The sequence below is a fragment of the Bacillus cereus group sp. BfR-BA-01311 genome, from assembly GCF_022664295.1.
GTDB classification, from domain to species: Bacteria; Bacillota; Bacilli; order Bacillales; family Bacillaceae_G; genus Bacillus_A; species Bacillus_A cereus.
In genome coordinates this window covers 1-24,432 of the sequence record NZ_JAKUHC010000025.1, presented here as the reverse complement: position 1 = coordinate 24,432, position 24,432 = coordinate 1, and the positions used below count along the sequence as shown (strand labels likewise).

Below are 24,432 nucleotides of genomic sequence, written 5' to 3'. Positions count from 1 at the left end.
AAGGTTTTTCTCATATAATCGCTTTAATTCCTTCTAACACTAATCCAATCATAAATCCGCAAACAGCCCCGTTTACTCGGATCCACTGTAAATCTTTACCGACATTATTTTCAATCATTTCGATTAACGTTTTATCATCTAACTTATCAAGATTTTCTTGTACAAGCTTACCGATTTTCGAATGGTTTTTTTCCACAAGTGTAACAACTTGCTTTTGTAACCACTCCTCTATTTTTTGAACAGTTTGTTCATCTTCTTTTATTTTGTTCATTTGTTTTTGTAAAAATGGAATAACATATTTATCAGTAAATTCTTCATTATTTACAAAAGCAACTGCTCTTTGTTGTACTTGCTCTAGCATCTCTTTTATTTTGTCAGTAGCATTCCAATTCGCAATCCACTTTTCTTTCCAATTTTCTAATTCCTGTAATAAGGCTTCATTTTCTTTTACATTGATAATTTCTTGACGAATCTTCGCTAATATAAGTTGTCTCGTGCTATTATCAGCCTCTTGTAAGCTGTTAATATTACTAATGATAAACTTCTGCAAAATGCCGCCAATTTTATCTTCATCTACAATATTCATAAATGATTTCAAAGTAAACTGCAAGAATCCATCTACTTTTATATTTTCCATCGCCTTCATACCTAAACTACCGAGCTGGTAACGAGCTTCATCTTGCGCTGTCCAATCTTTTACCTTCACTAATATGTAATCAAGTGTCTTTTCATCATATTCTTGCACAACTAATTGATCAAAAAGCACTTGTAAAATGTTACTTGTATTAATTGTATGCAAATATGTTTTTAATTCTTTTTCAATAATAACAGCTAACTTTTCTGTATCTATTGTAACAATTGCTTTCTCTGCAATCGTTACAATCCCCTTTTTCACAGCATCAGACTGCATTTCTCTCTCAGCAATTTGCAGTACCATTTGTGCTAACTGCATCTCTTTTACTTTATTCGTAATACTTTCTTTCGTCAGCCATTCATTTTCTAACGTATGAATGAGCCCTTTCGTTACTCGTTTACGATTTTTAGGTAACAAAGCTGTATGCGGAATTGGTATTCCCATCGGATGACGGAATAAAGCAGTAACCGCAAACCAATCCGCAAGTCCACCAACCAATCCAGCTTCAAATCCCCCTTGTATAATCTCTCCTGCTACCGTTCCTTGAAAAGGGATAGAAGCCGCAAAGCCGACACCCATAACCCCAAGCGAAATACCCGCTATATATTTAGTCTGTAATGACATCGTATACACATCCTCTTATTATGTAAAATAAAGCTTTTTTGTTGTATTTATTCAATATTAGTTATCCTTTATATATACTATAAAGAACTATTGTGAAAATAACAAAGATTTTTATGTACATGAAAAAATGAGGCTACAACTAGCCTCATTTTTCTTATATCGTTAATTCCAAACCTTTCCTATAATATTCATCCATTATATCTTTTGGAACCATACTTCCACCCGTTCCCCACACAATATGAGTACCTTTTTTCACCTTCTCTGTTAACTGTTGCTTTTGTAAATACTCATCTTCTTTACATACTTTCACTGGCCCTATCATACCTGCTAGTGCAGAAGGCTCTAAATCAATATTCTCAGTATCAGCTAGTTCTTTTAACAATCTATATAACTCTTCATCACTTACTGTGTAATTCCCACTCAAAAATGGTTCCATCGTTTTACCGACAAATCCAGATGGCCTTCCTACCGCAAGTCCATCCGCATCTGTTACATTATCAATTCCGATATCTTGAACGGAAATTTTGTCATGAAGGTCTGTCATTAAGCCGAGTAACATACAAGGAGAATGTGTTGGCTCTGCAAAGAAACAATGAACATTATCTTTATACAATAACTTTAAACCGAATGCTACTCCGCCAGGTCCTCCTCCTACTCCGCACGGAAGGTAAACAAATAAAGGATGATCTTCATCTACTACAACCTCTAACTCTTCTAATTGCTTTTGTAATCGTGATGCGGCTACTGCGTATCCTAAAAATAAATCATGTGAGTTTTCATCGTCTACAAAATAACAGCTAGGATCCGCATCCGCTTGTCTTCTTCCTTCTTCTACTGCTTTGCTATAATCATCTTCATATTCAATAACGTTTACACCTTTACTTCTTAATAAATCTTTCTTCCATTTTTTTGCGTCTGCTGACATATGAACAGTTACATTAAAACCTAGATTCGCACTCATAATCCCTATGCTAAGTCCTAAATTCCCTGTAGAACCTACTGCAATTGAATATTTCGAGAAAAACTCTCTACATGTATCACTATCTAAAACGGAATAATTATCTTCTTCTGTTACCATTCCGTGCTGCAATGCTAGTTGCTCAGCATGTTTCAACACTTCATAAATGCCACCCCTAGCTTTAATTGATCCTGATATTGGAAGATGACTATCACATTTTAATAATAATTCTCCTAAAATAGGTTGCTCATATTTTCTCTCTAAAGCTTCTTTCATAGAAGGTATTTTCACTAAAGGTGATTCGATTATGCCGTTCGCCCCTTTCGTTTCAGGAAAAACTTTCGCAATATATGGTGCAAAACGCTTTAATCTCTCTTCCGCATCTTTTACATTCTCTTCATTAAGTGGTGAATCTTTTATTGCCGTTTCATACTTTTCTATGTTTGGGTTTATCCAAAATACTTCTTCTGTTGCAATAAGCTTATTCACTAATGGATATTCTGCTTGTAATGCCCCTATTTCTTTCATTTTGTTTCCTCCTTATATCCTTGTAGCTCACCATACAATAAATTATAATTAAATTAATTTTAATATAGTTTAACACAAATAATCCCATTAAGTTAATTTTAATTTAATTCATTTAAATATAATTTAATAATCATTAAGGAGATTTTCATTATGGAAAATATAGATATTGGTAAAAAAATTGAAAAACAAAGAAAAGAAAAAGGTTTAACTAGTAAAGAACTAGCAAAGATGGCCGATATTACACCATCAATGTTAAGTCAAATTGAGCGCGGGTCCGCTAACCCTTCTATCCAAACATTAAAAGTGCTTGCTAAAGCTCTTGATGTGCCAACATTTAGCTTTTTACTTGAAGATACAAATACAGACGATTTAATTGTACGTTCCCATAAACGAAAGAAAATGATTATTGATAATTTATCATATGAAATGCTTTCACCTGATTTCACTGGAAATTTAGCAACAGCAATTATGACCGTCCCGCCTAATACAGCTTCATCAGAAAATGTGCTAGAACATAAAGGAGAAGAATTAGCATTTGTCTTAGATGGGAAAATCACATTATATTTAAATGAGGAAGAATACGTATTAGAAACTGGCGACAGTGTAAAAATACCTGCTTATTTAAAGCATAAATGGGTGAATCATTTTGAAAAAAACGCGATAGTCTTATTTTCTGTTACTCCGCCGATTTTTTAATATATCAATAAAAACAGGATGATTCTTATAAAATGAGGATTATCCTGTTTTTATTAAATAAGAAAGTGAAATTTTTGTTAAAAACTTAACAGTTGGACCCAATCCGAACAATCCTCCTAAAAACATATTTACAAGTAAAACTATCCCTCCCATTGATGCTAACGTATCATGAGTCAGATTCATCCCACCACTACCAGAGGCATTTGTAATATTCACATAAAAATAAGAAATACGTAAAAATTAATTAATTTTTCAGAATTTTATTGAAAAATATGGTAAAATCACTCTTATACTTCTTCTATTTTGCTATTATAGAAATAATTAAATTAGGATACTTTTATCGAATGGGGGAATATATAATGAGTGTGTTATTAAAAGGGCATGAACAGATTGTCAACGAATTAAATATTTTATATCAAGTAATGGTAGCGGAGCAATTAATTGAAGCGAAACAATTAAAAGAAAAAATAGAGAAACAGATTAATAAAATTGAAGCTGATCAAACTCTATCGCTTTACTACTCCCTACTAAACTTTAAATATAAGGTCCTAACCGATTGGACAAACATTAAGTATGATACTTTTAGTCAAATTGTTCGTTTAGACAATCCAATAACTGAAGACTTTATTACTTATTATTATCACTTTTTTAAAGCTGAACATGCTACCATTATTGGAAATTATGATGAAGCAAAAAAAGAATACGAAAAAGCTGAATCCCTTTTAAAACATGTACCAGGCGAACTAGAAGAAGCTGAATATAAATATAAATTTGCTATATTTAATCACCATACAAACAAACCACTTACAGCAATCAATTATGCAAATCAAGCTAAAGAGATTTTCTCAAAATATCCACGTTATGAAATTAAAATAGCTCTATGCGAAAACATTTTAGGCTCATGTTCTGTTTATTTAAAACAATTCGAACAAGCCGAAGAGAACTATAATTCAGCAATCAATATTTTACAAAAGCTGAAAGACGATACACTAATCTTAAAAGTTCGAAATAACTTAGGTTGGCTCTACTCTTCTCAAAATCTATCAACCCTTGCTATTAGACATCTTACAATAGTTACAAACAAATTACCTAAACACCTAAAAGCCAATTTTCTACAAGCCAAAGAACATTTTAGTTTAAATGAAAAAGAACTTGCAAACGATTGGGTTCAAAAAGGCTTAGAAATTTGTAATGAATTAAATAATCAAGAATATAAACACCATTTCACTATCTTAAAAACACAACACACTGGTATTCTAGACGACTTAGAAAACGCAATCATTGCAGGCACTACATATTTTAACAGTAAAGAATTATACGATTATGTACAAGAATATTACGAATTATTAGCAGTAGAATTTCATAAAGTGAATAAAATAGAGAAATCTCAAAAATATTTTTTCAAAACTTACGAAGCAAAACAAAAATTATTAACTAAGGAGGCACTAAGATAATGAAAAAGATTAGTTTAGCTATTTTAACCTTTACATGCATACTTGCTTTTGGATTTAATAATTTTACTGAAAGTCAACAAGCAAAACAACTTCCAAAATGGGATACAGATAAACAAGAAACACATGCAGACCTATAGAAACCTAAAAACCCCTAATAAAGGGGTTTTTAGATTTCTACAATATAATGATTTAGCATATGATGAAGAAATATGCTTATAAAAGATAGCCATACAGATACTCTCTGTACATGGCTATCTTTTATTTTTTCGGCACCAACAAAATCCCTAAACTAATAATACAAAAGCTCATTATTTGCTCTGCTGATAGACCAAACAGAACCGAATTTTGTTCACTAACAAGCGAAATAATAATATGAGCAAACCCCTCAATAATTAGAAAAACACTTATATTCTTTCCATTTCCGAGCCTTTCATTTTTCATCCATAACAAGCCCATTATACAAAGAGCAAGGATGATCTCATATACGAAAATAGGATGATATAAAAATTTAGATTCATATATATTCATTCCCCATGGTAGTGTCGTTTGTACACCTACTTCATGATGGAATAGAAAATAAAAGATAATGCACACGCACAATCCAAAAGGGAGTACATCAAGTAAAATACGAAGCAAAAATTGTTCCTTTTTACTTTTCCAAAAAATGTATACACTCGCAATTACGCATCCTACTACAATATGTTGCATACTTCCAATAGCTAATATTGCTTGCACCGGCGCCCCAAAAGCCCATACAGGATTTAAAATTGCTGGTGCAAACTTCCATACAAATACGATGATAAGAAAAGCATTTGTTACGGCATCCATCATTTTTTCATATGATACATTTTGATACTTCATCTTTCGTTTCATCAACATAAAACCAAATAGACTTCCAATTATAAGAGATATGGGTTGTAACCTCACAATCCACTCCATCGTCACCAAATCTCCTTTTAATTCTCAATCAATTTCTTAAATTTCTTTTCTAATTGATCTGGTGGTAATACACCTCGTACATGATCTACTATAATTCCATCTTTATTAACAAAAAATGTCGTCGGTAAAGAGAATACTTTATAATCTAGTCCAGCTACTCCGTCCATATCTAGTAGAACAGGAAACTCAAAACCATAACGATTAGCAAATGCGCTTGCTTCTTGTACTGGGTCACTAACAGTTGCATTCACCGCAAAAATTTCAACATCCTTTTTATATTTATCATACATATGAACTAAGTCAGGTGCCTCCATTTCACACGGCCCACACCATGATGCCCAAAAATTAATAATATACGGTTTTCCCTTGGCATCATTTAACGACTGTAACTTTCCGTCTAATCCTTTTAATGTGATGCTAGGTGCTTTAAAACCGACTTGTGGTAATACTTCTTTCTCCTGTAACTCTGCTTGTTTCGCTTTTCTTTCCTTCTCTTCTTTCTTTGAATTATAAAAGTTAACCCCCGCCCAAACGAGTGCCCCTACTAATATAATAGCAATTATTTTCTTCACTTTTCTTCCTCCTCATTTTTAAAAACCTGTAAATCCACCGAATAGACGAATAAAGAATGCTGTAATTTTCGTCATTTGATTTGTATACAATAAAATACCTGTTACAATCATCATTCCACCGCCAATTTTCATCATGACATTGGCATATGTAACAATCCATTTTACCTTCCCAATAAAGAATGCCATCACGAAAAATGGAACCGCAAACCCAAGAGTATACGCTGTAATATAAAGAAGCGCCCCTTCAGGATTCGTCGCGCCAAGCATGAGTACAGCTGAAAATATCGGTCCAACACATGGCGTCCAACCCGCTGCATATGTCATACCGACTAAAATCGAGCGAATATATCCAGTCGATTTACTTCTATACTGCACCTTTTTCTCTGCCATAAGCCACTTAGGCTGAAACAAGCCCGTCATAAATAGCCCCATTAAAACAATAAAAATCCCACCAATTTGTTGAATCAATTTTTGGTTAGATGAAAATGTTATTCCAATCCAGCTTACCGATAAACCTAACGCGTAAAATATAACCGAAAATCCGATCATAAAAAATACTGTATGTATAATCGCTGATTTTTGCATAATCCCACGATTTTCTTTTAAATCTTGGATAGACACACCTGTAATATAAGATAAATAAGATGGATATAGCGGTAAAGAGCACGGTGATATAAATGACAATACTCCCGCCCCAGCCACAAGCCAAATTGTTAAATCTGCTGCATTCATTTTATTCCCCCTCAAACACTACAACGAGTAGTGTTTATTCTTAAAAAAAGAGGCTATATGCACTCTCCGACAATAAGTACAACCGACATACAGAATAAACCTACTGTTACATATACCGAATTCGTATGTAACGGAATAGTAAGCTTAACAACCTTTTCATTTAACACTTGCTCGATTCGTAAATTTATTGCTGTTTTTGCAAATGAAGCTGTAACACATCGATTTTCCATTGTCTTTATTTTAATTAATTTTAATAACGCGCTACCTAACTCAAATGAAGATTCCATTTTTTGCATCGCATATTTATCAGCAGCTAGCTCCTGATACGTATGATATCGCTGTAACAACCCTTTTAATATCGGTATGTACATCATTCCTTCTGCTAATAGCGTAAAACAAAATAATTTTAGCGGATCCCAATTCTTTTGATGATATTCTTCATGGAAAATAATCGCATCAATTTCTTCATCTGAAAATGTTTGAAGCAACCCTTCCGACATGACAACTTTCGGACGAAATAGCCCAATTGTAAATGCCGCAACTTCCGTAGTCGGCAATATATATATTTGTTTTCTTTTTCGGACGAAAGGGATAAGTACTTTTTGTAATTTTTTACTATAGAAAAATTGTCGCCAAATTCTTTTGCACACGATTAATACAGTAAGTAGTAATAATCCAGCGATTATAATACGAATCAGCGATAATTCTTTCATATGTTTTTCTAACTGGAACAAGCAAAAATTTGAAAGAAGGAACATCTTATTTTGAAACAGAAATGGATATGTAACGTAATACACTAACATACTGAAAAAGAGGATACTAACAATTACTGCTAACAATACGATTTTACGCATTTGCCATTTCATTTCATTAATCCTCTCTTTTTAACTGACTCAATTTGTCTTCTAACTTTTTTATTAAAGTCGGATCAGCCTGCTCTAACTCATCTAACATATGATTTACAACTAAATCTCCAAATTCCCCCATCAATTCCTGTGTCATTTTCTTCGTTTGATTGGATAAGAATTCTTCTTTTGTTTGTACAGCACGATATATACCACTTCTTTTCACAGTCTGTTTTTCTAAGTGTAATTTCTCTACTAACCTGTTCATAACTGTCATAACAGTGTTAAAATTCACAGGTGATTCTTCACTTAATTTCTGCTGCACTTCTTTAATAGTAATACCATCGCTAGACCAAACAATCTCCATAATTTTCGCTTCAAGCGGTCCAAAGAAATGATTTAACCCGTGCTCATTTAACTTATAGTTTTGAGTAAACATTGTACAACTCCTTTCACACTACGAATTGTAGTATAAATTAAATGAAAGGTCAAACGTAAATGATATATATGAAAATTAACTACCCATAAATACATAGGCTATTCCATTCATTTTAAACCTAATTTTTCTCCAAATGTATCAAAAAGATACTGCTCTAATATTTGTACACTAAACTTCTCATTACGTCCAAGTGCAAATAATTCCCGATCTTTCGCTACGATAGTATCTAACGGAATAGCTACATTATCCACTATTTTTGTAATTTCAATTATATTACTTTTTACATTTACTTCTGTTTTAAATTCAACGTTTTCTAACACTATATGTGAACGTCTTCCTGATGCAAAAAAAGTAAAATTAGGATTTTTAACAACGCCAATTTCAGTCTCTAACGCATATAAATAGTGAAAAATTACATCTCTGTGTCCATCTTTTATTATTTTTTCATCCTTCTCATCGTCTAAGTATTCTTTCAGCTTCGTTGTAAATTCAAATCGAAAATCCACTTTTTTCACTCTCCTTCTTTGTATTTCATATTAAATAAATATATTGAAATAATTTTAACATATTGTAATACAACTTCCTATTAAAAGTAAAAACTGTTTTAAAAAATCGCTATTATTTCCGATACCCTTTTAAAATATAAGTATAAATTCAATATGAATCAATGCGTCATTATATCTATTTAAACATATTTTTTCCATATTTTGAAACATTAGTATGAAATATTATATATCAATGTATGGTTTCTAATGCATTGGTATATATAGTCAGTAGTTTCTTTACTATTCCGATATACTTAAGCTACATTTTCTAATTATTGATTACATTACGGAAGGAATGTAACTCTCTTCTATCGAATTTTTATATAACAAAAATAATTAGGTGGTGCTTTACTATGAAATTAGCTGTCATTGGTGGCGGTGATTTACAAGATTCAAATCACTTGCCTATTAATGAACGCCTTATAGAATTAACAAATAAACAGTACCCAAAAATATTGTTTATTCCAACGGCTAGTCATGATGATGAAAGCTATATAAAATTATTTTTAGACACTTTTGAAAAACAATTACATTGTGAAGTACAAATTTTACGTAGTACAACAGATTCACCTTCAAAGTATGAAATAGACGAGATGATTCATTCAGCCGATTTAATTTATTTAGGTGGCGGGAACTATATTCACATGCTTACGCAATGGAAAGAACATAGACTCGATGAAAAATTATTATTGGCTCTGCAGCAAGGAACACTTATTGCTGGTTATAGCGCTGGTGCTATGTGTTGGTTCACGTCTAGTATCCGATCAGATTATGAAGGTTCTGGTTATATAGAGAGTAACGGATGGGGTATTGTTAATAAAAGATTTTGTCCACATTATAATCAATTAAACAGAATGAACGCCTTCCATTCCTTTTTACAAAATCATCAAGGGAATATAGAAGGAATTGCACTGGAGGATAATTGCGCTTTATATATTACAGAGGAATCCTTTGAGATTATCGGTGAACCGGAAAAAGCGTGGGAGTTTTATATGAGTGATAAAACACTCATTAGACAACATTTTGATATAACTTTAAAAAGCTATTTATAAACCTGAACTTACGAAAAAATGTCCCTAAGTCTAATAACTTAGGGACATTTTTCTATTTAACTAACTAATCGTGTAATTCGTTTCTTTTGCCATGAAAGCTTATAATATGCATACTGTAATATTAAGCTGACAATAAATGCTGCTGGATACCCGATCCAAATGCCTTCTATTCCAAGACTTGTATGGTAAGAAAGATAATATGCTACGGGTACTTCTACAAGCCAAATTGAAACAACTCCAATAACAGTTGGCCAAAGTACTGTACCGCTCGCTCGCATTGTCGCACTAATAATTTGTGCATGACCGAAAATTAAATAACTCCATAATGTAATCATAACTAAGCTATGAGCAATTTCAATTGTAGTTTGACTCGTTAAAAATAGTGATAAAATGTCTCTTGAGAATACGTAAATAAGAGATATTAACACACCACCGATGACGTAGTTCATAATAATTCCGGCCTTCACAACTTTCTGTAATCGATCAAATTGATTCGCACCAATCGATTGTGCCGCAAAAATGGAAACTGTAATACCAAGGCTAACTGCTGGCATTTGTATATAACTTGCAACTTGATTCACAACGCCGTAAGCAGCTGTTGCATCCGAACCGTAACGATTTACAAATGCGATTACGGCAATTTCAGATAATGAAACTAATATCATATTAATACTCGCTGGAATACCGAGCCTTAGTAATAGCTTTAATAACTCCCCATCCATTCGAAGGTATTTTCTAACCGTTCCATCTAGTTGTAATGGGTGATTTTTCTTCTTTAAATACACAAGCATGACAATAAACGTAATAACTGTAGATATAACAGATGCATAGGCCGCTCCATACACATCTAATTTCGGAGCTCCTAACCATCCAAAAATAAGAATCGGTAATAAGATCATATTTAGCGCTGTACTTACAATTAAAAAGTAAAATGGCGTTTTAGAATCTCCTGTACCTCTCATAAATGTTGTATATGCGAAATATAAAAATAATACTGGCATCGATATAAATAAAATCCGTGCATAATGTACACTTATTTCAATAATATTTTCTGGCGTTCCCATTAGACGCATAATATCCATCGCAAAAATACTGCCTATTATCGCCAATACAACTCCAATAATAAAGGTAAACGTCAACGTCGTACCAACGATAGCTTTTAAACGATCTTCGTTTTTAGCACCAAACGCCTGACCAATTAAAATAGAGCTTCCTGAACCGATACCAATTACAAATGAAACGAGCAAGAAAAATAATGGGAAGAATGCTGATATAGCCGCTAAATCATTAACTCCAAGCCATCTTCCTACTACTACCATACCAAATAATTGTCCAACTGATTGTAGTACATTACTTAATAATAACGGTACTAAAAACATCGACATCGATTTCCAAATCGGTTTACTCTCACTTTCCAACTTATGTGACTCCGCACCTTCTTTATTGTTATCTGCAGGTGGTTTCAAATTTCATTTCTCCTTTTATTAAACATCTATTTTCAATCTCTATCTCTTTGTATAGTTGTTATAATACTGTGCTTCTATTCATTTTCTTTTCGTATGATTATAACTTCACCCAATATTGACTTCCATCGGCTGTTCGATCTAAAAATCCATATTCGATTAAATATCTTCTTAAAGTTACAAAATCAGGGTATACATTTTCTATCACTGTATTTACTTCTTTTTCAGTATACTTTTTATTACTATCAAACTTCTTCACTAAATGGCGCAATATAATTAATTTACGCTTTTGTTTCTTCGGAAATTTAGAGAGAGGTCCATCTAATCCTTCTGTAAAATGAGCTTTTAATACTTCATCATTTTCTTCTTCCGTAATATTGTATCGATCATCCACCATCGTTGCTGTTCTATGAATTGGCACAAATTTCGTTTGTACTTTTGATTTTTCTTCTGATAATTCCATTAGCGCTAAAAATACTTTTGCTTGCTTCATTTTCTCTCGCAGTGTAAATCGATGATTACGAATTGTTGATGTACTTCCGCCATCCATCTCTTTTACAATTTCTTTATCATTCAGTCCCATATGGAAAAACTGAACCATTTTCTTTTGTAAATCCGTTAAACCAGTAAATTTCTTATCCATATTTAACAAATAATCAAACATAGACGTATGCTCATTTTGAATATGCAATTGGACGAACTTCTCTGCTTCATACAAAATTTGGTTATCTTGATAAATAACACCTTTAATAAATGTTTCACCACAAGCTAAGCAAATGTACTCCTCTTTTTCTTCATCAAACACATACCCTTTCTTTAATTCCTCTATTGACGCATCCCAAAACTTCTCTGAAATATCGCTCATACTAAACACTCCTTCAAAATGTTTATTTAAAACCAAACAAATCAATATATCGTTTATTATCACTTCATCATCTTATCACAACACAAACAAACATTTCAACGTTTCGTTTGCCCATTTCATAAACTTTTATAAAAACATCTAACAAAAGGGTTTAATACAACGAAAAGCGAATATGTTTATACAAATTCATTTTATAGGATGTGAAATAGAACATAAATATTCTTTAAGACCCTTAGTTTACCGTTAAACAAATTGCACAGAATACATATGCGATTAGTGAATATGGAACTGGTATTCACTCATTCCAAAACTTCAGTATTCAATTTTAACTACAAAAAAGATGTTTTCGTATAAGAAAACATCCTTTACTTTTTATATATTCTATTTACAGTCTCTACTAAAACCTTACTTGCTTGTACAAATGTATGCTTTCGATTTCTATCTTCAACAAATTTATTAGCACAACTACTCATAATGATCATACAACTAATTATGACTAACGCTATCTTTCTATTCTTGTAAGTCACTTTATGCCACTCCACTATTACAAAACTTCTTTTGAATTTATCCCATCAAGAAATTTTACATGAATAATAAAACGCGCGAATATGCAATTCTGCATATTCACACGTTTTATCACAATGTTATGATTTAATTTAGTTAAAGAACAAGTATACCGAGGTGACTAACTTGAAATTTAAAGCGAAAAAAAATCCATTCCACGTCATTTTCATTACATTATTTATAATTATTTTTTTCGTTTCGTTATTCTTCCAAAATGAAAATTCTATTTTTTTCACTCTCATGATGCTATTAAATATCGTGAATCTTTCTTCATTCTATTTCTCTCACTACAACATAACGGAATCATCTCTTGTTGTAAAACACGGTTTCATTTTTCATACTGAAATTCCATTTGAAGATATTCGTCACGTTAAATACTCTGGTAAAAAACTTCATTCAAAAAAATGGACTAGACAACAATTAGAAATCCATTACAATTTATTTGACTCAGTGACCACTTTCGTACCACTAGAAGAAGAAAAATTCATTTCACTCTTAAAAGAGAACTGCCCACAGATGAAAGTAATGAATACGCCTGCTAACAAATAATATATTTTGAAGCTTGTAGTATTGCAAGTAGATGAAACATAAAAATGAACATCAAAAAAGCCAAGATTCTATACTAAGAACCTTGGCTTTCTCTATTACTCTTTTGGAGCAATCATTTTCTTTGGATCTACAATTTCATCAAATTGCTCTTCTGTTAGTAGCCCAGATTGCAATGCTGCTTCTTTTAAAGTTAACCCTTCTTTATGAGCATGCTTCGCAATTTTCGCTGCATTTTCATATCCGATACGTGGGTTTAGCGCTGTTACAAGCATTAGTGAACGATTCACATTTTCATTAATTACTTCTTCATCTGCTTCAATACCAACTGCACAATTGTCATTAAACGAAACAATTGCATCCGCTAATAAGTGAGCTGATTGTAAGAAGTTATAAGCAATAACAGGTTTAAATACATTTAACTCAAAGTTACCTTGGCTCGCAGCAAATCCGATTGTTGCATCATTCCCCATCACTTGCGCTACAACCATCGTTAATGCTTCACTTTGCGTTGGATTTACTTTCCCTGGCATAATAGAGCTTCCCGGTTCATTTGCTGGAATAATAATTTCTCCAAGACCACTACGTGGACCACTTGCAAGCCAACGTACATCGTTAGCGATTTTCATTAAATCCGCAGCTAATGCTTTTAATGCACCGTGAGTATATACAACTTCATCATGGCTCGTTAATGCATGGAACTTATTTGGTGCAGAAACAAATTGTTTACCTGTAAATTGACTAATTTCCTCTGATACCATCTCACCAAATTTAGGATGAGCATTGATACCTGTTCCAACCGCAGTTCCACCAATTGCTAACTCTTTCATATATGTATTGCTCTCTGCAATCATACGCTCTGTTTTTTCAAGCATACGGTGCCATCCGCTAATTTCTTGCCCTAAAGTTAACGGCGTTGCATCTTGTAAATGTGTACGACCAATTTTTATAATATGTTCAAATGCAGTTACTTTTTCTGCTAAAGTTTCTTTTAATTTCGTAATTGCTGGTAATACGTGATTTTCTACTGCGATTACACAAGCTACATGAAGCGCCGTTGGAAATGTATCATTTGAACTTTGTGACATGTTCACATCATCATTCGGATGAATATGTACGTCAGATCCCTTCTCTTTCAAAATTTGATTCCCACGATTTGCAATTACTTCATTCACATTCATGTTTGACTGTGTACCACTACCTGTTTGCCATACGACAAGCGGAAAATGTTCATTCCATTTCCCTGCAATCACTTCATCCGCAGCTTCTACAATTGCTTCTGCTTTTTCTTCTGATAGCTTTCCTAATTTTTGATTGCTAAGCGCTGCACTCTTCTTTAAAATTGCAAATGCTTTTACAATTTCAAGTGGCATTTGCTCTGTTCCAATTGGAAAGTTTTCTTTACTACGTTGTGTTTGTGCTGCCCATAATTTATCAGCTGGAACTTTTATTTCTCCTAATGTATCTCTTTCAATTCTGTACTCCATGTTTTCATCCCCTTGAAAATATAATACCTACATCTCTTATAATAACAGACTTTCTCTTAAATGATAAGAATTCTCACTCTTATATATAGATATTCTATATTTATTTTAAAAAATTCCTCTTGACCTAAACTTAAGTTTAGGCTGTATCCTTTCCATTGTAACCTACTATAACACTACTGGAGGAATTCAATATGAAAAAATATGCTTTTATAACAGGTGCAAATAAAGGAATTGGATATGAACTTGTTCGTCAATTAGCAGAAAAAGATTATCACGTATTTTTAGGTGCTCGTAATGAACAACTTGGACAACAAGCCGTAGAATCTTTAAATGTTTCAAACGTTTCCTATATTCAAGTAGATATTTCAAATTCACAATCCATTCAAGAAGCAATAAAGAAAATTTACGAAATGACTGACCACTTACATTTATTAATTAATAACGCAGGCATAGCGCTAGACTTCAATACACTACCTAGTGAATTAAATATTGAAACTTTACGCCAAGGATTTGAAGTTAATTTTTTTGGAACTTTCCAAATGATGCAAGCCTTTTTACCATTATTAAAGAATTCAAGCAACAGTAAAATAATAAATGTAACAACTGACATGGCCTCACTAACAATGTTTGCTAATGGTGAAACACATCCAATTAATACACTAGGATATAATTCTTCCAAAACAGCTATTAATGCTTTAACATTAGCTTTTAGTAAAGAATTTGCCACTAACGGTCCAGAAGTATTTGGGGTAACTCCTGGTTTTACAACTACGGATCTTAATGGAAATTCCCCTGGTGGCCATACAACCACTGAAAGTGCTAAAATTATTATTAAATATGCATTAAGTGAAACAAACTATAATGGTAAAATACTTAACAAAGATGGCATTATACCTTGGTAATAAAAGGATGAATGATATGTATTATACAATTGGGCAAGTCGCCAAAATGCAACATTTAACTATTTCTCAAATACGTTATTACGATAAACAAGGACTGTTTCCTTTTCTGCAAAGAAACGAAAAAGGAGATCGAGTTTTTGATGAAGAAGCACTGAAATATTTAGAAATGATTTTGTGTTTAAAAAACACCAGTATGCCAATTCAAAAAATAAAACAATTTATCGACTGGTCTATGGAAGGAGAATCTACCATCCTTCAAAGGTTAGCATTAATGAAACAACAGGAGACCAATGTCTTACAGCTCATGCAAGACACTGAAAAAAACTTAAAAAAGATACAACAAAAAATTGCTAAATATGAGAATGAAATAACTTCAGCAAATGCTATTAAAAAATAAAAAAATCACCTTCTACATATTGTAGAAGGTGATTTTTATTTTATGATGCTTGCTTTCCTTTATCTGCATCATCTACATACCAGATGAATTTGCCTGTATATCCGTAAATAACTGCTAAAATTAACGATACGAAGCTTAACCACATAAACGGAACGTATGAGAACGTTGCTACACCTAAAATACCAGCCATAAAAATACCATTATCAGACCATGGAACCATACCTGAAGTTAACGTTCCACCTACTTCTGAGTTACGCGCTAATACACGACGGTCTATTTTTAATTTATCATAGCTATCTTCCATAATTTTTGGTGTTAAAATTAGTGATACATACATCGCACAACCAAATATATTAGCTAAGAATGCCACGATTAATGTAGACAATGTTACATTACCTGCAGAATTTAATTTCTTCTCAAATTTTGATACGATTACTTTTAAAACACCTAGTTTTTCAAGTAATCCACCAAATCCTAAACCGAAAATAATAACGGCTACTGAGCCAAGCATGCCGTTAATTCCACCACGGTTTAATAACTTGTCAACAAACTCAACACCAGATTGAATTGAGAATCCGTTATAAGCTGTTCCAATCGCCTCTCCAAAGTTCATCCCTTGGAAAAGAGTTGCCCAAATTGCACCAATTAAAGCTCCCATTGCAATTGTTGGCATAGACGGTTTCTTCATCGCTAATAGAACGATAACAATGACCGCCGGAACAAGCATCCATATTTTAATATCAAATTGCTTTAATAAAGCTTCTTTTAAAAATTCTACTCGATTCAAATCTACATTATCGCCGCCATACATCCAACCAGCTACAGTAAACATAATACTAGTAATAATATAAGCCGGAACATCTAATACGAGCATAGCTCGAACGTGAGCAATAACATCTACTTTCGCCATAGAAGCTGCAAGAACTGTGCTATCAGAAAGTGGTGATAATTTATCGCCGAAATAAGCTCCTGAAAGAACTGCACCAGCAACAAGCGGAAGTGGTAAACCAAGTCCTTCACCAATCGCCATCATAGCAATACCTGCTGTTCCCACTGTTCCCCAAGACGTTCCTGTTGCGATAGAAGTTATAGAACAAATAATTAATGTTGCTAATAGGAATATGCTAGGGTGAATAAATTCTAATCCATAATAGATTAATGTTGGTACTACCCCACCAGCAATCCACGTTCCAATTAAAGCACCTACTGCAACTAAAATCAGTATTGCTTCTAATCCGTTAGAAATCCCTTTCGTAATTGCATCTTGCAATTCTTGATAACGAAATCCTAATCTTAATCCAAGCGCAATTACTAAAAACCATGAAATAAATAGCGCTAATTGAATTGGGAGATCAAAAATCGTTTGGAAGGAAAAGACAACAGCAAGAAATAGTAATAAAAGAACTATGATTTCTAGCATCGATGGTAATCTTACACTTTTCATTTTTTTCTCTCCTTACAAGTCGATAACATGACGTATGTCGTCTTACATGTATGTAATATACAATTAGCGAAGACAAAACAAAATTTTCATATTATTTCGATTTATTTTTCCAGTATAATATATTCACAACCCTTTCTATTGTAAAAGTAGATTACGTTTTTCGCAATGAAAAATATAAAAAATGTTGTATTTTTATTTATCCCGATATTTTCGGCCAATAAGACCTCCGCCTTAAAATTCAGTAAGTGCAAAGCACTTAGGTAAGAAATTAACTACTGTAAAATTCCGAATCGATATGAACATATTAAAGCTTCACTTTATTTACAAGGAACAATCCCATACTAACTTTTTTAATATTTGCTGCAACAAAACTTTTTACAACTATCTTAACTTTTTAATTCACACCATTATTTTCTACGCAAAAAATAGGGCACACATCCTTAAAATGATGTATGCCCTATCTTTATTTATACATATTTTGTATTTCTTCTTTATTTTTAAGTATTTCCTCAAACTTATCACTACAACCCTTCGGAAATAACACTCCCAGTCCATATGAATGCGCAAATTGAAAATGAGGGCACTTCGCTTTTACCTCATCCCAAAACTTATACACGCCGAAATCACCACTTCTAACTTCAATATCATGAAATAATACAATACCGTTTTTCGCGACTTTCGGTAGCCATGTATTATAATCGTGAGAAACAGCTTCATACGTATGATAGCCATCAATATGCAAAAGATTTATCGTTTCATCTTGAAACCGGTCTACAGCATCATCAAAAGTAGATCGAATTAAATTTCCTATATTAAGGTAGTTATCGCTCACTACTTTTTCTACTATTTGAAAAACCCCTTCTCCATATGGACCTGTATGCCCATCTCCAGCCCAAGTATCTACTGCAAAGCATTTAGTCGATAACCCTCCATCTTTTACTCCTTGACAAAAACTGAAGAAAGAAGCACCTAGATGTGTACCTAACTCAACTAAAGTTTCCGGTTTTTCAAATCGTACTAAGTCATATGCAAAATCTAAATGTCCACTCCACGCAGATTGTGACCGAATAATAGAACTAAATGTTTCAAATTCAAATGATGGTTTATGAGTAACCCAGTTCATCGCATAACTCCTTCTGCACATATTTTTAACAAACCAAATTACTCTTATCTTTATTTTTTTATTGCCATGATTATGATTCTATTTCATGAAAATATGAAGAATTTATTCTTTTCTATTGAGGTAAAGCATCATATACATATGGGTCAGTTGGCTTATTAATTTTCTCGATTTTGTTTACTTTTACAAGTGGAAAGACTGTTCCTTTATATGTCGTTTCATCTAATAATCCTGTTATTTTCACCCATGTTTCTTCTGGAATTTTTTCAATATTTTTCCCGGTAACAATCATCCCCCAGACTGATGCATCCGCAATACAACAAGTTATACCATATCGAGCCACTACTGCTTTATTACCCGTCACATCTTTATCCTTATATATAAACCCTAAGAATGTAATTTCTTTCCCTTTAAACCAATTGACATTTTGACCAATTACATTCATTGTTTGAACATAATCCTTATCCTTTACTTGTAGTTTACGCTGTCCTAACATACTTTTTACTACTTGCTCTTCCGTTTTATAAATCGTTGCTAAATTTGATGTTTCTTCTGGATCAACTGATACTTCTCGCCCATCAAACTTAACCTGTTTCCCCTCTTTTTCGTTCCTTTCTAGACTTCTCGCCTGTACACTTTGATTCATACCCCTTTTTCCTGCTAAACTTCCATCAATTGTTACACTTCCAAAGAGAAAAGCACTAACTATCGGAACGACAAATAAAACATATACAAAGAAACTTTTTATCCCTGATTTTGATGTTGTATGATGTTTACAACAATTACAATCATGCTGTTTTTCTCTTCCATCTCTCCAAACTTGTACAATACCAAAAATTAAAATTACTACAAAAGCTATATACGTAAATTTGATCATTTTTGGAGCGATAAAATTATAAATATTCCCTGTTACAAGTAGTTTAAATAAGAGCATTGCTAAACCAATTAAAATAATGCCACGAATATAGCAATGATATGCCTTCTGCTCCTCTTTCCCCATTCTTTCTCACCTCCTATAACATTATGATTTGCAGGATGGTATACACAGATACAATGACAATTCCCATCAAAAAGAATACAAATCTCTTTTGAAAATATGCAAATAGCATTAACGTATTTTTCATATCAAGCATAGGCCCAAACACAAGAAATGCGAGAAGTGCCTTTACCGAAAAAACATGTCCAAAAGATGCCGCTATAAAAGCATCGGCTGCAGAGCAAATTGATAAAACATAACCAAATCCCATCATAATAAAGGGGGCAATTACTTCGTTATGTGCTACTGCATCCAGTACATTCCGATCAAAAAACGTTTGAAATACACTTGCTAAAAAAGCACCAATCAATAAATACTTACCAGTATCAAAAAACTCATCTACAATATGATTCATAACATCTTTCCAACTCTTTTTATTGCTTGTTTGAACTGAAACCTCTACATCTTTTAAAACATTTCTTTCGCGATAGCAATAATACACAATTAGACCTATGAATAGAGCAACTAAAATTGTTATCCCAAAGCGTGCATATACAACGTAATCATTTTTTGGAAACGCATATACAGTAGATAAAAGAACAACTGGATTCATAATGGGTGCACTCAGTAAAATAACAATGCCTACATGAAGTGGTAACCTCTTTTGAATGAGCCTTCTTACAATTGGTATAATGACACATTCACACATTGGAAAAAGAACTCCCACAAATACTGCCGGAATCATTGCAACAATCGGAGATTTCGGCAGTACTTTTTGAATCATATCTTCCGTCACAAACACTTGAATACATGAAGAAACAATTACCCCTAATAAAATAAAGGGTATTGCTTCAAAAATGATACTTAAAAATACTGTATTCACATTCAACCATTCCTGTGGCATATTTTTGTGCAAATTTGCTAGACTTGTAAAATCTACAAAAAATAATAAAAAGAGAAACATAGCGATAAGAGCTATGCCTACTAATTCTTTTGAAACTCTATTAAAGACCAAGCTTCTCGCCTCCATTTTATTTATATGTAAACATGTGCTTGTCCAAATGCTCCATACTACAGCACAAATTTTATAGTCTATTTCTATTCTTAAATCGTAATCATTATGATTTATTCTTGATTTTTCTTTTCCTATCGTTTAACATAAAACGTAATCATTACGATTTAAAGGAGAGATTATTTCATGAAAAAAGTACCTATCACTGTATTAAGTGGTTTTTTAGGATCTGGAAAAACTACCTTACTACATCACATTTTGACTAATAAGAATAACTTAAAAGTAGCTGTTATCGTTAATGATATGAGCGAAGTAAACATTGATGCATCTCTTATAAAAAAGGGTGGTTTTTCACGTACGGAGGAAAAACTAGTAGAAATTCAAAATGGCTGTATTTGTTGTACACTACGAGAAGATTTAATGATAGAAGTGAATCGTCTTGTGGAAAATGGTGATATTGACTATATTATTATTGAATCTTCTGGTATAAGTGAGCCTATTCCAGTTGCTCAAACGTTTACTTATACAGACGAAGTTCTTAACATTGATTTAACGAAAAATTGTCGCCTCGATACGATGGTTACAGTTGTAGATGCAAACAGATTTTGGGATGATTTTGCAGATGGAGAAAGTTTATTAGACCGAAAACAAGCAATCGATGAGAATGATACCCGGGAAGTTATTGATTTATTAATAGATCAAATTGAGTTTGCAAACGTAATCATTCTTAATAAGATAGATTTGCTAGAAAAAGAAGATGTGATAGAGCTTCATCATTTACTAAAAAAATTAAATCCTAATGCAAAAGTTCTTGAATCTTCGTTTAGCAAAGTACCATTACAAGAAATTTTAAACACAAATCTATTTAATTATGAAGAAGCCAGTCAATCGGCCGGCTGGATACAAGAATTAAATAGTGACTATCATACACCGGAAACGGAAGAATACGGTATCAATTCCTTTGTTTACCGCCGCAAATATCCTTTCCATCCCGAGCGCCTTATGAATTGGCTAGAAAAATGGCCTTTAGATGTTGTAAGAGCGAAAGGATTCTTCTGGCTGGCATCTCGTAATAATATGATAGGGCTTCTATCTCAAGCAGGTTCCTCTATTACAATTCAAGGAGCCGGTGAATGGATAGCCGCATTACCTGAAACTGAAAGAAATCAAATGATTGCAGAAGAACCAGAAGTATTAAAAAACTGGGACGAGCGATATGGAGATCGAATAACTGAGCTCGTATTTATCGGTATTGATATGAATCGTTCTGTGATTGAACAATCATTAGATGATTGTCTATTAACAGAAAAGGAAATGGGACAAAAGTGGAATACATTTATTGATCCTATTCCGGCTTTTACTTATACTTCATAATAATTAATAAAAGGCTTCAGTAGAATGAAGCCTTTTTACTTTATAGCACTCTTATTTAATAGGTTTGCTTTAATTATAAATACAATTGTACCTAAAACAATTAATATAACATATACGATACCAACTACATCCCCTATTTTTTCTAAGCCAAGCGGTAATATTATAGTAGCAACTCCAACTATATAAGAAAATGCTCCTGAAAGCTTCGCTAATTTATTTTTATCTCCAACAAACGTTTCTTCTTGATATCCTGCTAACAAAAACAACCTCTTTTTCACATGTATTTGATACCCTAAAAAAATGATAAGTAACCCAACAAATAAACAAACTAAAAATCCAGCTAACATATACTCCCCCTCCTCTACAATATTTTACTATACATAAAAAAAATAAAATTAGAAATTTCAGTTTATTAACGAGTTATTCTGTGATATATTGCATATTGTATTCAATTTATATTTTTAGAAAGGAGAATTTTAAATCATATGGATTCAAATCGATTAAAAGGAATTATAATGGTCATAATCGGTGCTTGTTTATGGGGCTTGTCTGGTACAGCTGCACAACAGCTTTTTCAATATGACAATGTTTCAACCGAATGGTTAGTTACGATCCGTTTACTTATATCTGGAATTATTTTGCTCATTATTTCCTCATTCGGAACGAGAAAAAAAGAGATATTTGGCATTTGGAAACAAAAATCTGATGCTATTAAAATGATTTTGTTTGGTCTATTCGGTATGCTTGCTGTACAGTATACGTATTTCGCTTCAATTAAAGAGGGAAATGCTGCCGTGGCAACATTATTACAATATTTAGCTCCTATATTCATCACTGTATACTTACTTTTCAAATGGAACGTTCGTCCATCAAAAATTGATTTCATTTCAATTACCCTTTCATTAGTAGGCACTTTTCTCTTACTAACAAACGGGTCTGTTCATAACTTGGCTGTTTCTACACCAGCTATTATTTGGGGTATTTTATCTGGATTATCTCTCGCTTTTTATAGTTTATATTCAAAGGAATTGTTAGAAAAATGGTCTTCCTCCGTTATCGTTGGATGGGGCATGATTATTGGGGGTATTGGTGTAACGATTGTACACTTTATTTCTACAAACGAATTCATTTTATTATCAACTATGAAATATGTAAAACTAAGTACCCTACCGCTCATCATATTTGTCGTCATTTTCGGGACACTTATTGCCTTTTATTTATACTTAGACAGCATACGATACCTGACTCCGAAAGAAACAACATTATTTGGTTGCACAGAACCACTCGCAGCTATTATTTCTTCTGTACTTATATTGCACGTGCCATTTCAATCTTTTCAGTTATTAGGCGCTTTTTGTGTCATTGTAATGGTGCTCATCTTAAGCCAAAAACCGGATGAAGGGAAACAAAAATTAAAGCTTGTTCATGCAAAAAAGGAAAATATACAATGAAAGGATTGAATTCACTATGCCTGTCCCTCAAAATTATAAAAAACCAGGAAGAATTTCAGCAAAATCACTCGTTTTAAATCAACTACAAACTTGGATTATTGAAGGTGTACTGAAGCCCAATGAAAAAATTAATGATGGGGAATTGGCTGAGGCACTAGGAGTAAGCAGAACACCTGTAAGGGAAGCACTTCAAATATTAGAGCTTTCTGGATTAGTGGAAATGGTACCAGGGCAAAAAACGAAAATTGCTCCTATTAAGTTAGACGACGTATCTATCATTTATGAAACGATGGCTGGTCTTCACTCTATTATAGGAAAGCAAGCTCTTCAAAACATTACAGACGCTGATATTCAACTACTTTCTGAAATAAATGATCATTTTCAGCACTCTATAGAGAAAAAAAACGCAAAACAAGCTTTAAAATTAGATATACAATTCCACAATACAATTTCTTCTATTGCTAAAAATCAATATATTGAACCCTTTCTAGAAAATATGCAACTTCACGTTTTACGTCTTGAATATTTGTTTTTCCAAAACTTTGTTCCAGCAAGTCAATCTATTGAAGAACATCACTCTATCATTCAAGCATTGCAGAAGCAGGACGAAAAACAAATGGAACAAATAATGATTCAAAACTGGCTCCGTCCCATGAAAGAAATACAAAAAATAATTTCTACGAAATAAAAAGAGAGCTGGTTATGGTCATCTCCCTGTCAAGTAGACAGTAATAAAAAGAGTATTATGCCACGGCCTTTTCCCGATATTCTATCGGGGAAAGGCCGTGAAGTTTTTCTTGGAACCTTTCTGTA

General features: G+C 32.9%; 28 protein-coding genes. 10 read left to right on the top strand and 18 right to left on the bottom strand.

Annotated features, from left to right (window positions below; translation table 11 throughout):
* Positions 1-10: 10 nt before the first annotated feature.
* Both MR136_RS27600 and MR136_RS27595 read right to left on the bottom strand, forming a co-directional pair.
* On the bottom strand, positions 11-1,258 hold the full coding sequence (locus MR136_RS27600; protein ID WP_242259699.1) for a DUF445 domain-containing protein: 1,248 nt from the start codon (positions 1,256-1,258) through the stop codon (positions 11-13).
* 154 nt (positions 1,259-1,412) lie between these two features.
* Entirely contained in the window at positions 1,413-2,744 is a 1,332-nt protein-coding gene (locus MR136_RS27595) for a D-serine ammonia-lyase (protein WP_061457014.1), read from the bottom strand.
* 150 nt (positions 2,745-2,894) lie between these two features.
* Here MR136_RS27595 and MR136_RS27590 point away from each other — a divergent pair, with 150 nt between their 5' ends.
* Positions 2,895-3,440 (top strand): helix-turn-helix domain-containing protein, encoded by a 546-nt coding sequence (locus tag MR136_RS27590; protein ID WP_000427637.1) that lies wholly within the window; start codon positions 2,895-2,897, stop codon positions 3,438-3,440.
* Between the two features lie 39 nt (positions 3,441-3,479).
* Here the strand turns inward: MR136_RS27590 and MR136_RS27585 are convergent, their stop codons facing one another.
* The gene (locus MR136_RS27585) at positions 3,480-3,656 is read right to left on the bottom strand and encodes a hypothetical protein (protein ID WP_031312325.1); all 177 of its coding nucleotides are present in this window, start codon (positions 3,654-3,656) and stop codon (positions 3,480-3,482) included.
* 143 nt (positions 3,657-3,799) lie between these two features.
* Here MR136_RS27585 and MR136_RS27580 point away from each other — a divergent pair, with 143 nt between their 5' ends.
* Both MR136_RS27580 and MR136_RS27575 read left to right on the top strand, forming a co-directional pair.
* The gene (locus MR136_RS27580) at positions 3,800-4,894 is read left to right on the top strand and encodes a response regulator aspartate phosphatase (RefSeq protein WP_000114849.1); all 1,095 of its coding nucleotides are present in this window, start codon (positions 3,800-3,802) and stop codon (positions 4,892-4,894) included.
* Positions 4,894-5,031, top strand: coding sequence for a hypothetical protein (locus MR136_RS27575; protein WP_000724012.1), 138 nt, complete (start codon positions 4,894-4,896; stop codon positions 5,029-5,031). Before MR136_RS27580 ends, MR136_RS27575 begins: the two co-directional genes overlap by 1 nt.
* Positions 5,032-5,152: 121 nt before the next feature.
* On the opposite strand, the gene MR136_RS27570 is transcribed toward MR136_RS27575, so the two are convergent.
* The 6 genes from MR136_RS27570 to MR136_RS27545 all read right to left on the bottom strand — a co-directional run bounded on the left by MR136_RS27570 (position 5,153) and on the right by MR136_RS27545 (position 8,927).
* Positions 5,153-5,833 carry a prolipoprotein diacylglyceryl transferase family protein gene (locus MR136_RS27570; RefSeq protein ID WP_000454847.1) on the bottom strand — a complete coding sequence of 227 codons (681 nt, stop codon included), beginning with the start codon at positions 5,831-5,833 and terminating at the stop codon, positions 5,153-5,155.
* A gap of 17 nt (positions 5,834-5,850) precedes the next feature.
* Positions 5,851-6,405 carry a TlpA family protein disulfide reductase gene (locus tag MR136_RS27565; protein ID WP_000719879.1) on the bottom strand — a complete coding sequence of 185 codons (555 nt, stop codon included), beginning with the start codon at positions 6,403-6,405 and terminating at the stop codon, positions 5,851-5,853.
* An 18-nt stretch (positions 6,406-6,423) separates the two neighbouring features.
* Positions 6,424-7,137 (bottom strand): cytochrome c-type biogenesis protein CcdA, encoded by a 714-nt coding sequence (gene ccdA / locus MR136_RS27560; RefSeq protein ID WP_000990443.1) that lies wholly within the window; start codon positions 7,135-7,137, stop codon positions 6,424-6,426.
* Between the two features lie 53 nt (positions 7,138-7,190).
* A complete protein-coding gene (locus tag MR136_RS27555; protein WP_000871939.1) occupies positions 7,191-8,003 on the bottom strand; it encodes a M56 family metallopeptidase in 813 nt (270 codons plus the stop codon).
* A gap of 4 nt (positions 8,004-8,007) precedes the next feature.
* The gene (locus tag MR136_RS27550; RefSeq protein WP_000495053.1) at positions 8,008-8,421 is read right to left on the bottom strand and encodes a BlaI/MecI/CopY family transcriptional regulator; all 414 of its coding nucleotides are present in this window, start codon (positions 8,419-8,421) and stop codon (positions 8,008-8,010) included.
* Positions 8,422-8,528: 107 nt separating this feature from the next.
* Positions 8,529-8,927, bottom strand: a complete 399-nt coding sequence (locus MR136_RS27545) for a DUF3942 family protein (protein WP_000347525.1) — start codon at positions 8,925-8,927, stop codon at positions 8,529-8,531.
* A 392-nt stretch (positions 8,928-9,319) separates the two neighbouring features.
* Between MR136_RS27545 and MR136_RS27540 the strand changes: the two genes are divergently transcribed.
* Complete coding sequence (locus MR136_RS27540; protein ID WP_000762114.1) at positions 9,320-10,018, top strand: peptidase E; 699 nt, start codon at positions 9,320-9,322, stop codon at positions 10,016-10,018.
* 56 nt (positions 10,019-10,074) lie between these two features.
* Here the strand turns inward: MR136_RS27540 and MR136_RS27535 are convergent, their stop codons facing one another.
* Positions 10,075-11,484 (bottom strand): MATE family efflux transporter, encoded by a 1,410-nt coding sequence (locus tag MR136_RS27535; protein ID WP_017673976.1) that lies wholly within the window; start codon positions 11,482-11,484, stop codon positions 10,075-10,077.
* Positions 11,485-11,581: 97 nt separating this feature from the next.
* Complete coding sequence (locus tag MR136_RS27530) at positions 11,582-12,346, bottom strand: DUF2087 domain-containing protein (RefSeq protein WP_001280271.1); 765 nt, start codon at positions 12,344-12,346, stop codon at positions 11,582-11,584.
* Between the two features lie 690 nt (positions 12,347-13,036).
* Between MR136_RS27530 and MR136_RS27525 the strand changes: the two genes are divergently transcribed.
* Entirely contained in the window at positions 13,037-13,459 is a 423-nt protein-coding gene (locus tag MR136_RS27525) for a PH domain-containing protein (protein WP_000669069.1), read from the top strand.
* Positions 13,460-13,554: 95 nt separating this feature from the next.
* Here the strand turns inward: MR136_RS27525 and fumC are convergent, their stop codons facing one another.
* Positions 13,555-14,943, bottom strand: a complete 1,389-nt coding sequence (gene fumC / locus MR136_RS27520; RefSeq protein WP_017673977.1) for a class II fumarate hydratase — start codon at positions 14,941-14,943, stop codon at positions 13,555-13,557.
* A 191-nt stretch (positions 14,944-15,134) separates the two neighbouring features.
* Between fumC and MR136_RS27515 the strand changes: the two genes are divergently transcribed.
* Entirely contained in the window at positions 15,135-15,845 is a 711-nt protein-coding gene (locus MR136_RS27515; protein ID WP_000759544.1) for an SDR family NAD(P)-dependent oxidoreductase, read from the top strand.
* Positions 15,846-15,861: 16 nt separating this feature from the next.
* Positions 15,862-16,242: a MerR family transcriptional regulator gene (locus MR136_RS27510; RefSeq protein ID WP_000291863.1), complete on the top strand. Its 381-nt coding sequence runs from the start codon at positions 15,862-15,864 to the stop codon at positions 16,240-16,242.
* Between the two features lie 40 nt (positions 16,243-16,282).
* On the opposite strand, the gene nhaC is transcribed toward MR136_RS27510, so the two are convergent.
* From nhaC to MR136_RS27490, 4 genes are all read right to left on the bottom strand, one after another.
* Positions 16,283-17,686, bottom strand: a complete 1,404-nt coding sequence (gene nhaC, locus MR136_RS27505; RefSeq protein WP_000843992.1) for a Na+/H+ antiporter NhaC — start codon at positions 17,684-17,686, stop codon at positions 16,283-16,285.
* Between the two features lie 463 nt (positions 17,687-18,149).
* A complete protein-coding gene (locus MR136_RS27500) occupies positions 18,150-18,809 on the bottom strand; it encodes a class I SAM-dependent methyltransferase (RefSeq protein ID WP_017673979.1) in 660 nt (219 codons plus the stop codon).
* Positions 18,810-18,921: 112 nt separating this feature from the next.
* On the bottom strand, positions 18,922-19,806 hold the full coding sequence (locus MR136_RS27495; protein WP_017673980.1) for a TIGR03943 family putative permease subunit: 885 nt from the start codon (positions 19,804-19,806) through the stop codon (positions 18,922-18,924).
* A gap of 13 nt (positions 19,807-19,819) precedes the next feature.
* Positions 19,820-20,812, bottom strand: a complete 993-nt coding sequence (locus MR136_RS27490; protein WP_170879400.1) for a permease — start codon at positions 20,810-20,812, stop codon at positions 19,820-19,822.
* A gap of 168 nt (positions 20,813-20,980) precedes the next feature.
* On the opposite strand from MR136_RS27490, the gene MR136_RS27485 reads away from it, so the two are divergent.
* Positions 20,981-22,168: a GTP-binding protein gene (locus MR136_RS27485; protein WP_000757677.1), complete on the top strand. Its 1,188-nt coding sequence runs from the start codon at positions 20,981-20,983 to the stop codon at positions 22,166-22,168.
* A 35-nt stretch (positions 22,169-22,203) separates the two neighbouring features.
* Here MR136_RS27485 and MR136_RS27480 read toward each other — a convergent pair whose 3' ends face one another.
* A complete protein-coding gene (locus tag MR136_RS27480) occupies positions 22,204-22,515 on the bottom strand; it encodes a DUF3784 domain-containing protein (RefSeq protein WP_017673981.1) in 312 nt (103 codons plus the stop codon).
* A 138-nt stretch (positions 22,516-22,653) separates the two neighbouring features.
* Here MR136_RS27480 and MR136_RS27475 point away from each other — a divergent pair, with 138 nt between their 5' ends.
* Both MR136_RS27475 and MR136_RS27470 read left to right on the top strand, forming a co-directional pair.
* Positions 22,654-23,619, top strand: a complete 966-nt coding sequence (locus MR136_RS27475) for a DMT family transporter (protein WP_000378077.1) — start codon at positions 22,654-22,656, stop codon at positions 23,617-23,619.
* Positions 23,620-23,635: 16 nt separating this feature from the next.
* Positions 23,636-24,307, top strand: coding sequence for a GntR family transcriptional regulator (locus tag MR136_RS27470; RefSeq protein ID WP_001145063.1), 672 nt, complete (start codon positions 23,636-23,638; stop codon positions 24,305-24,307).
* A gap of 55 nt (positions 24,308-24,362) precedes the next feature.
* On the opposite strand, the gene MR136_RS28730 is transcribed toward MR136_RS27470, so the two are convergent.
* On the bottom strand, positions 24,363-24,432 hold a 70-nt coding region (locus MR136_RS28730; RefSeq protein WP_325782447.1), incomplete at its 5' end, for an IS3 family transposase.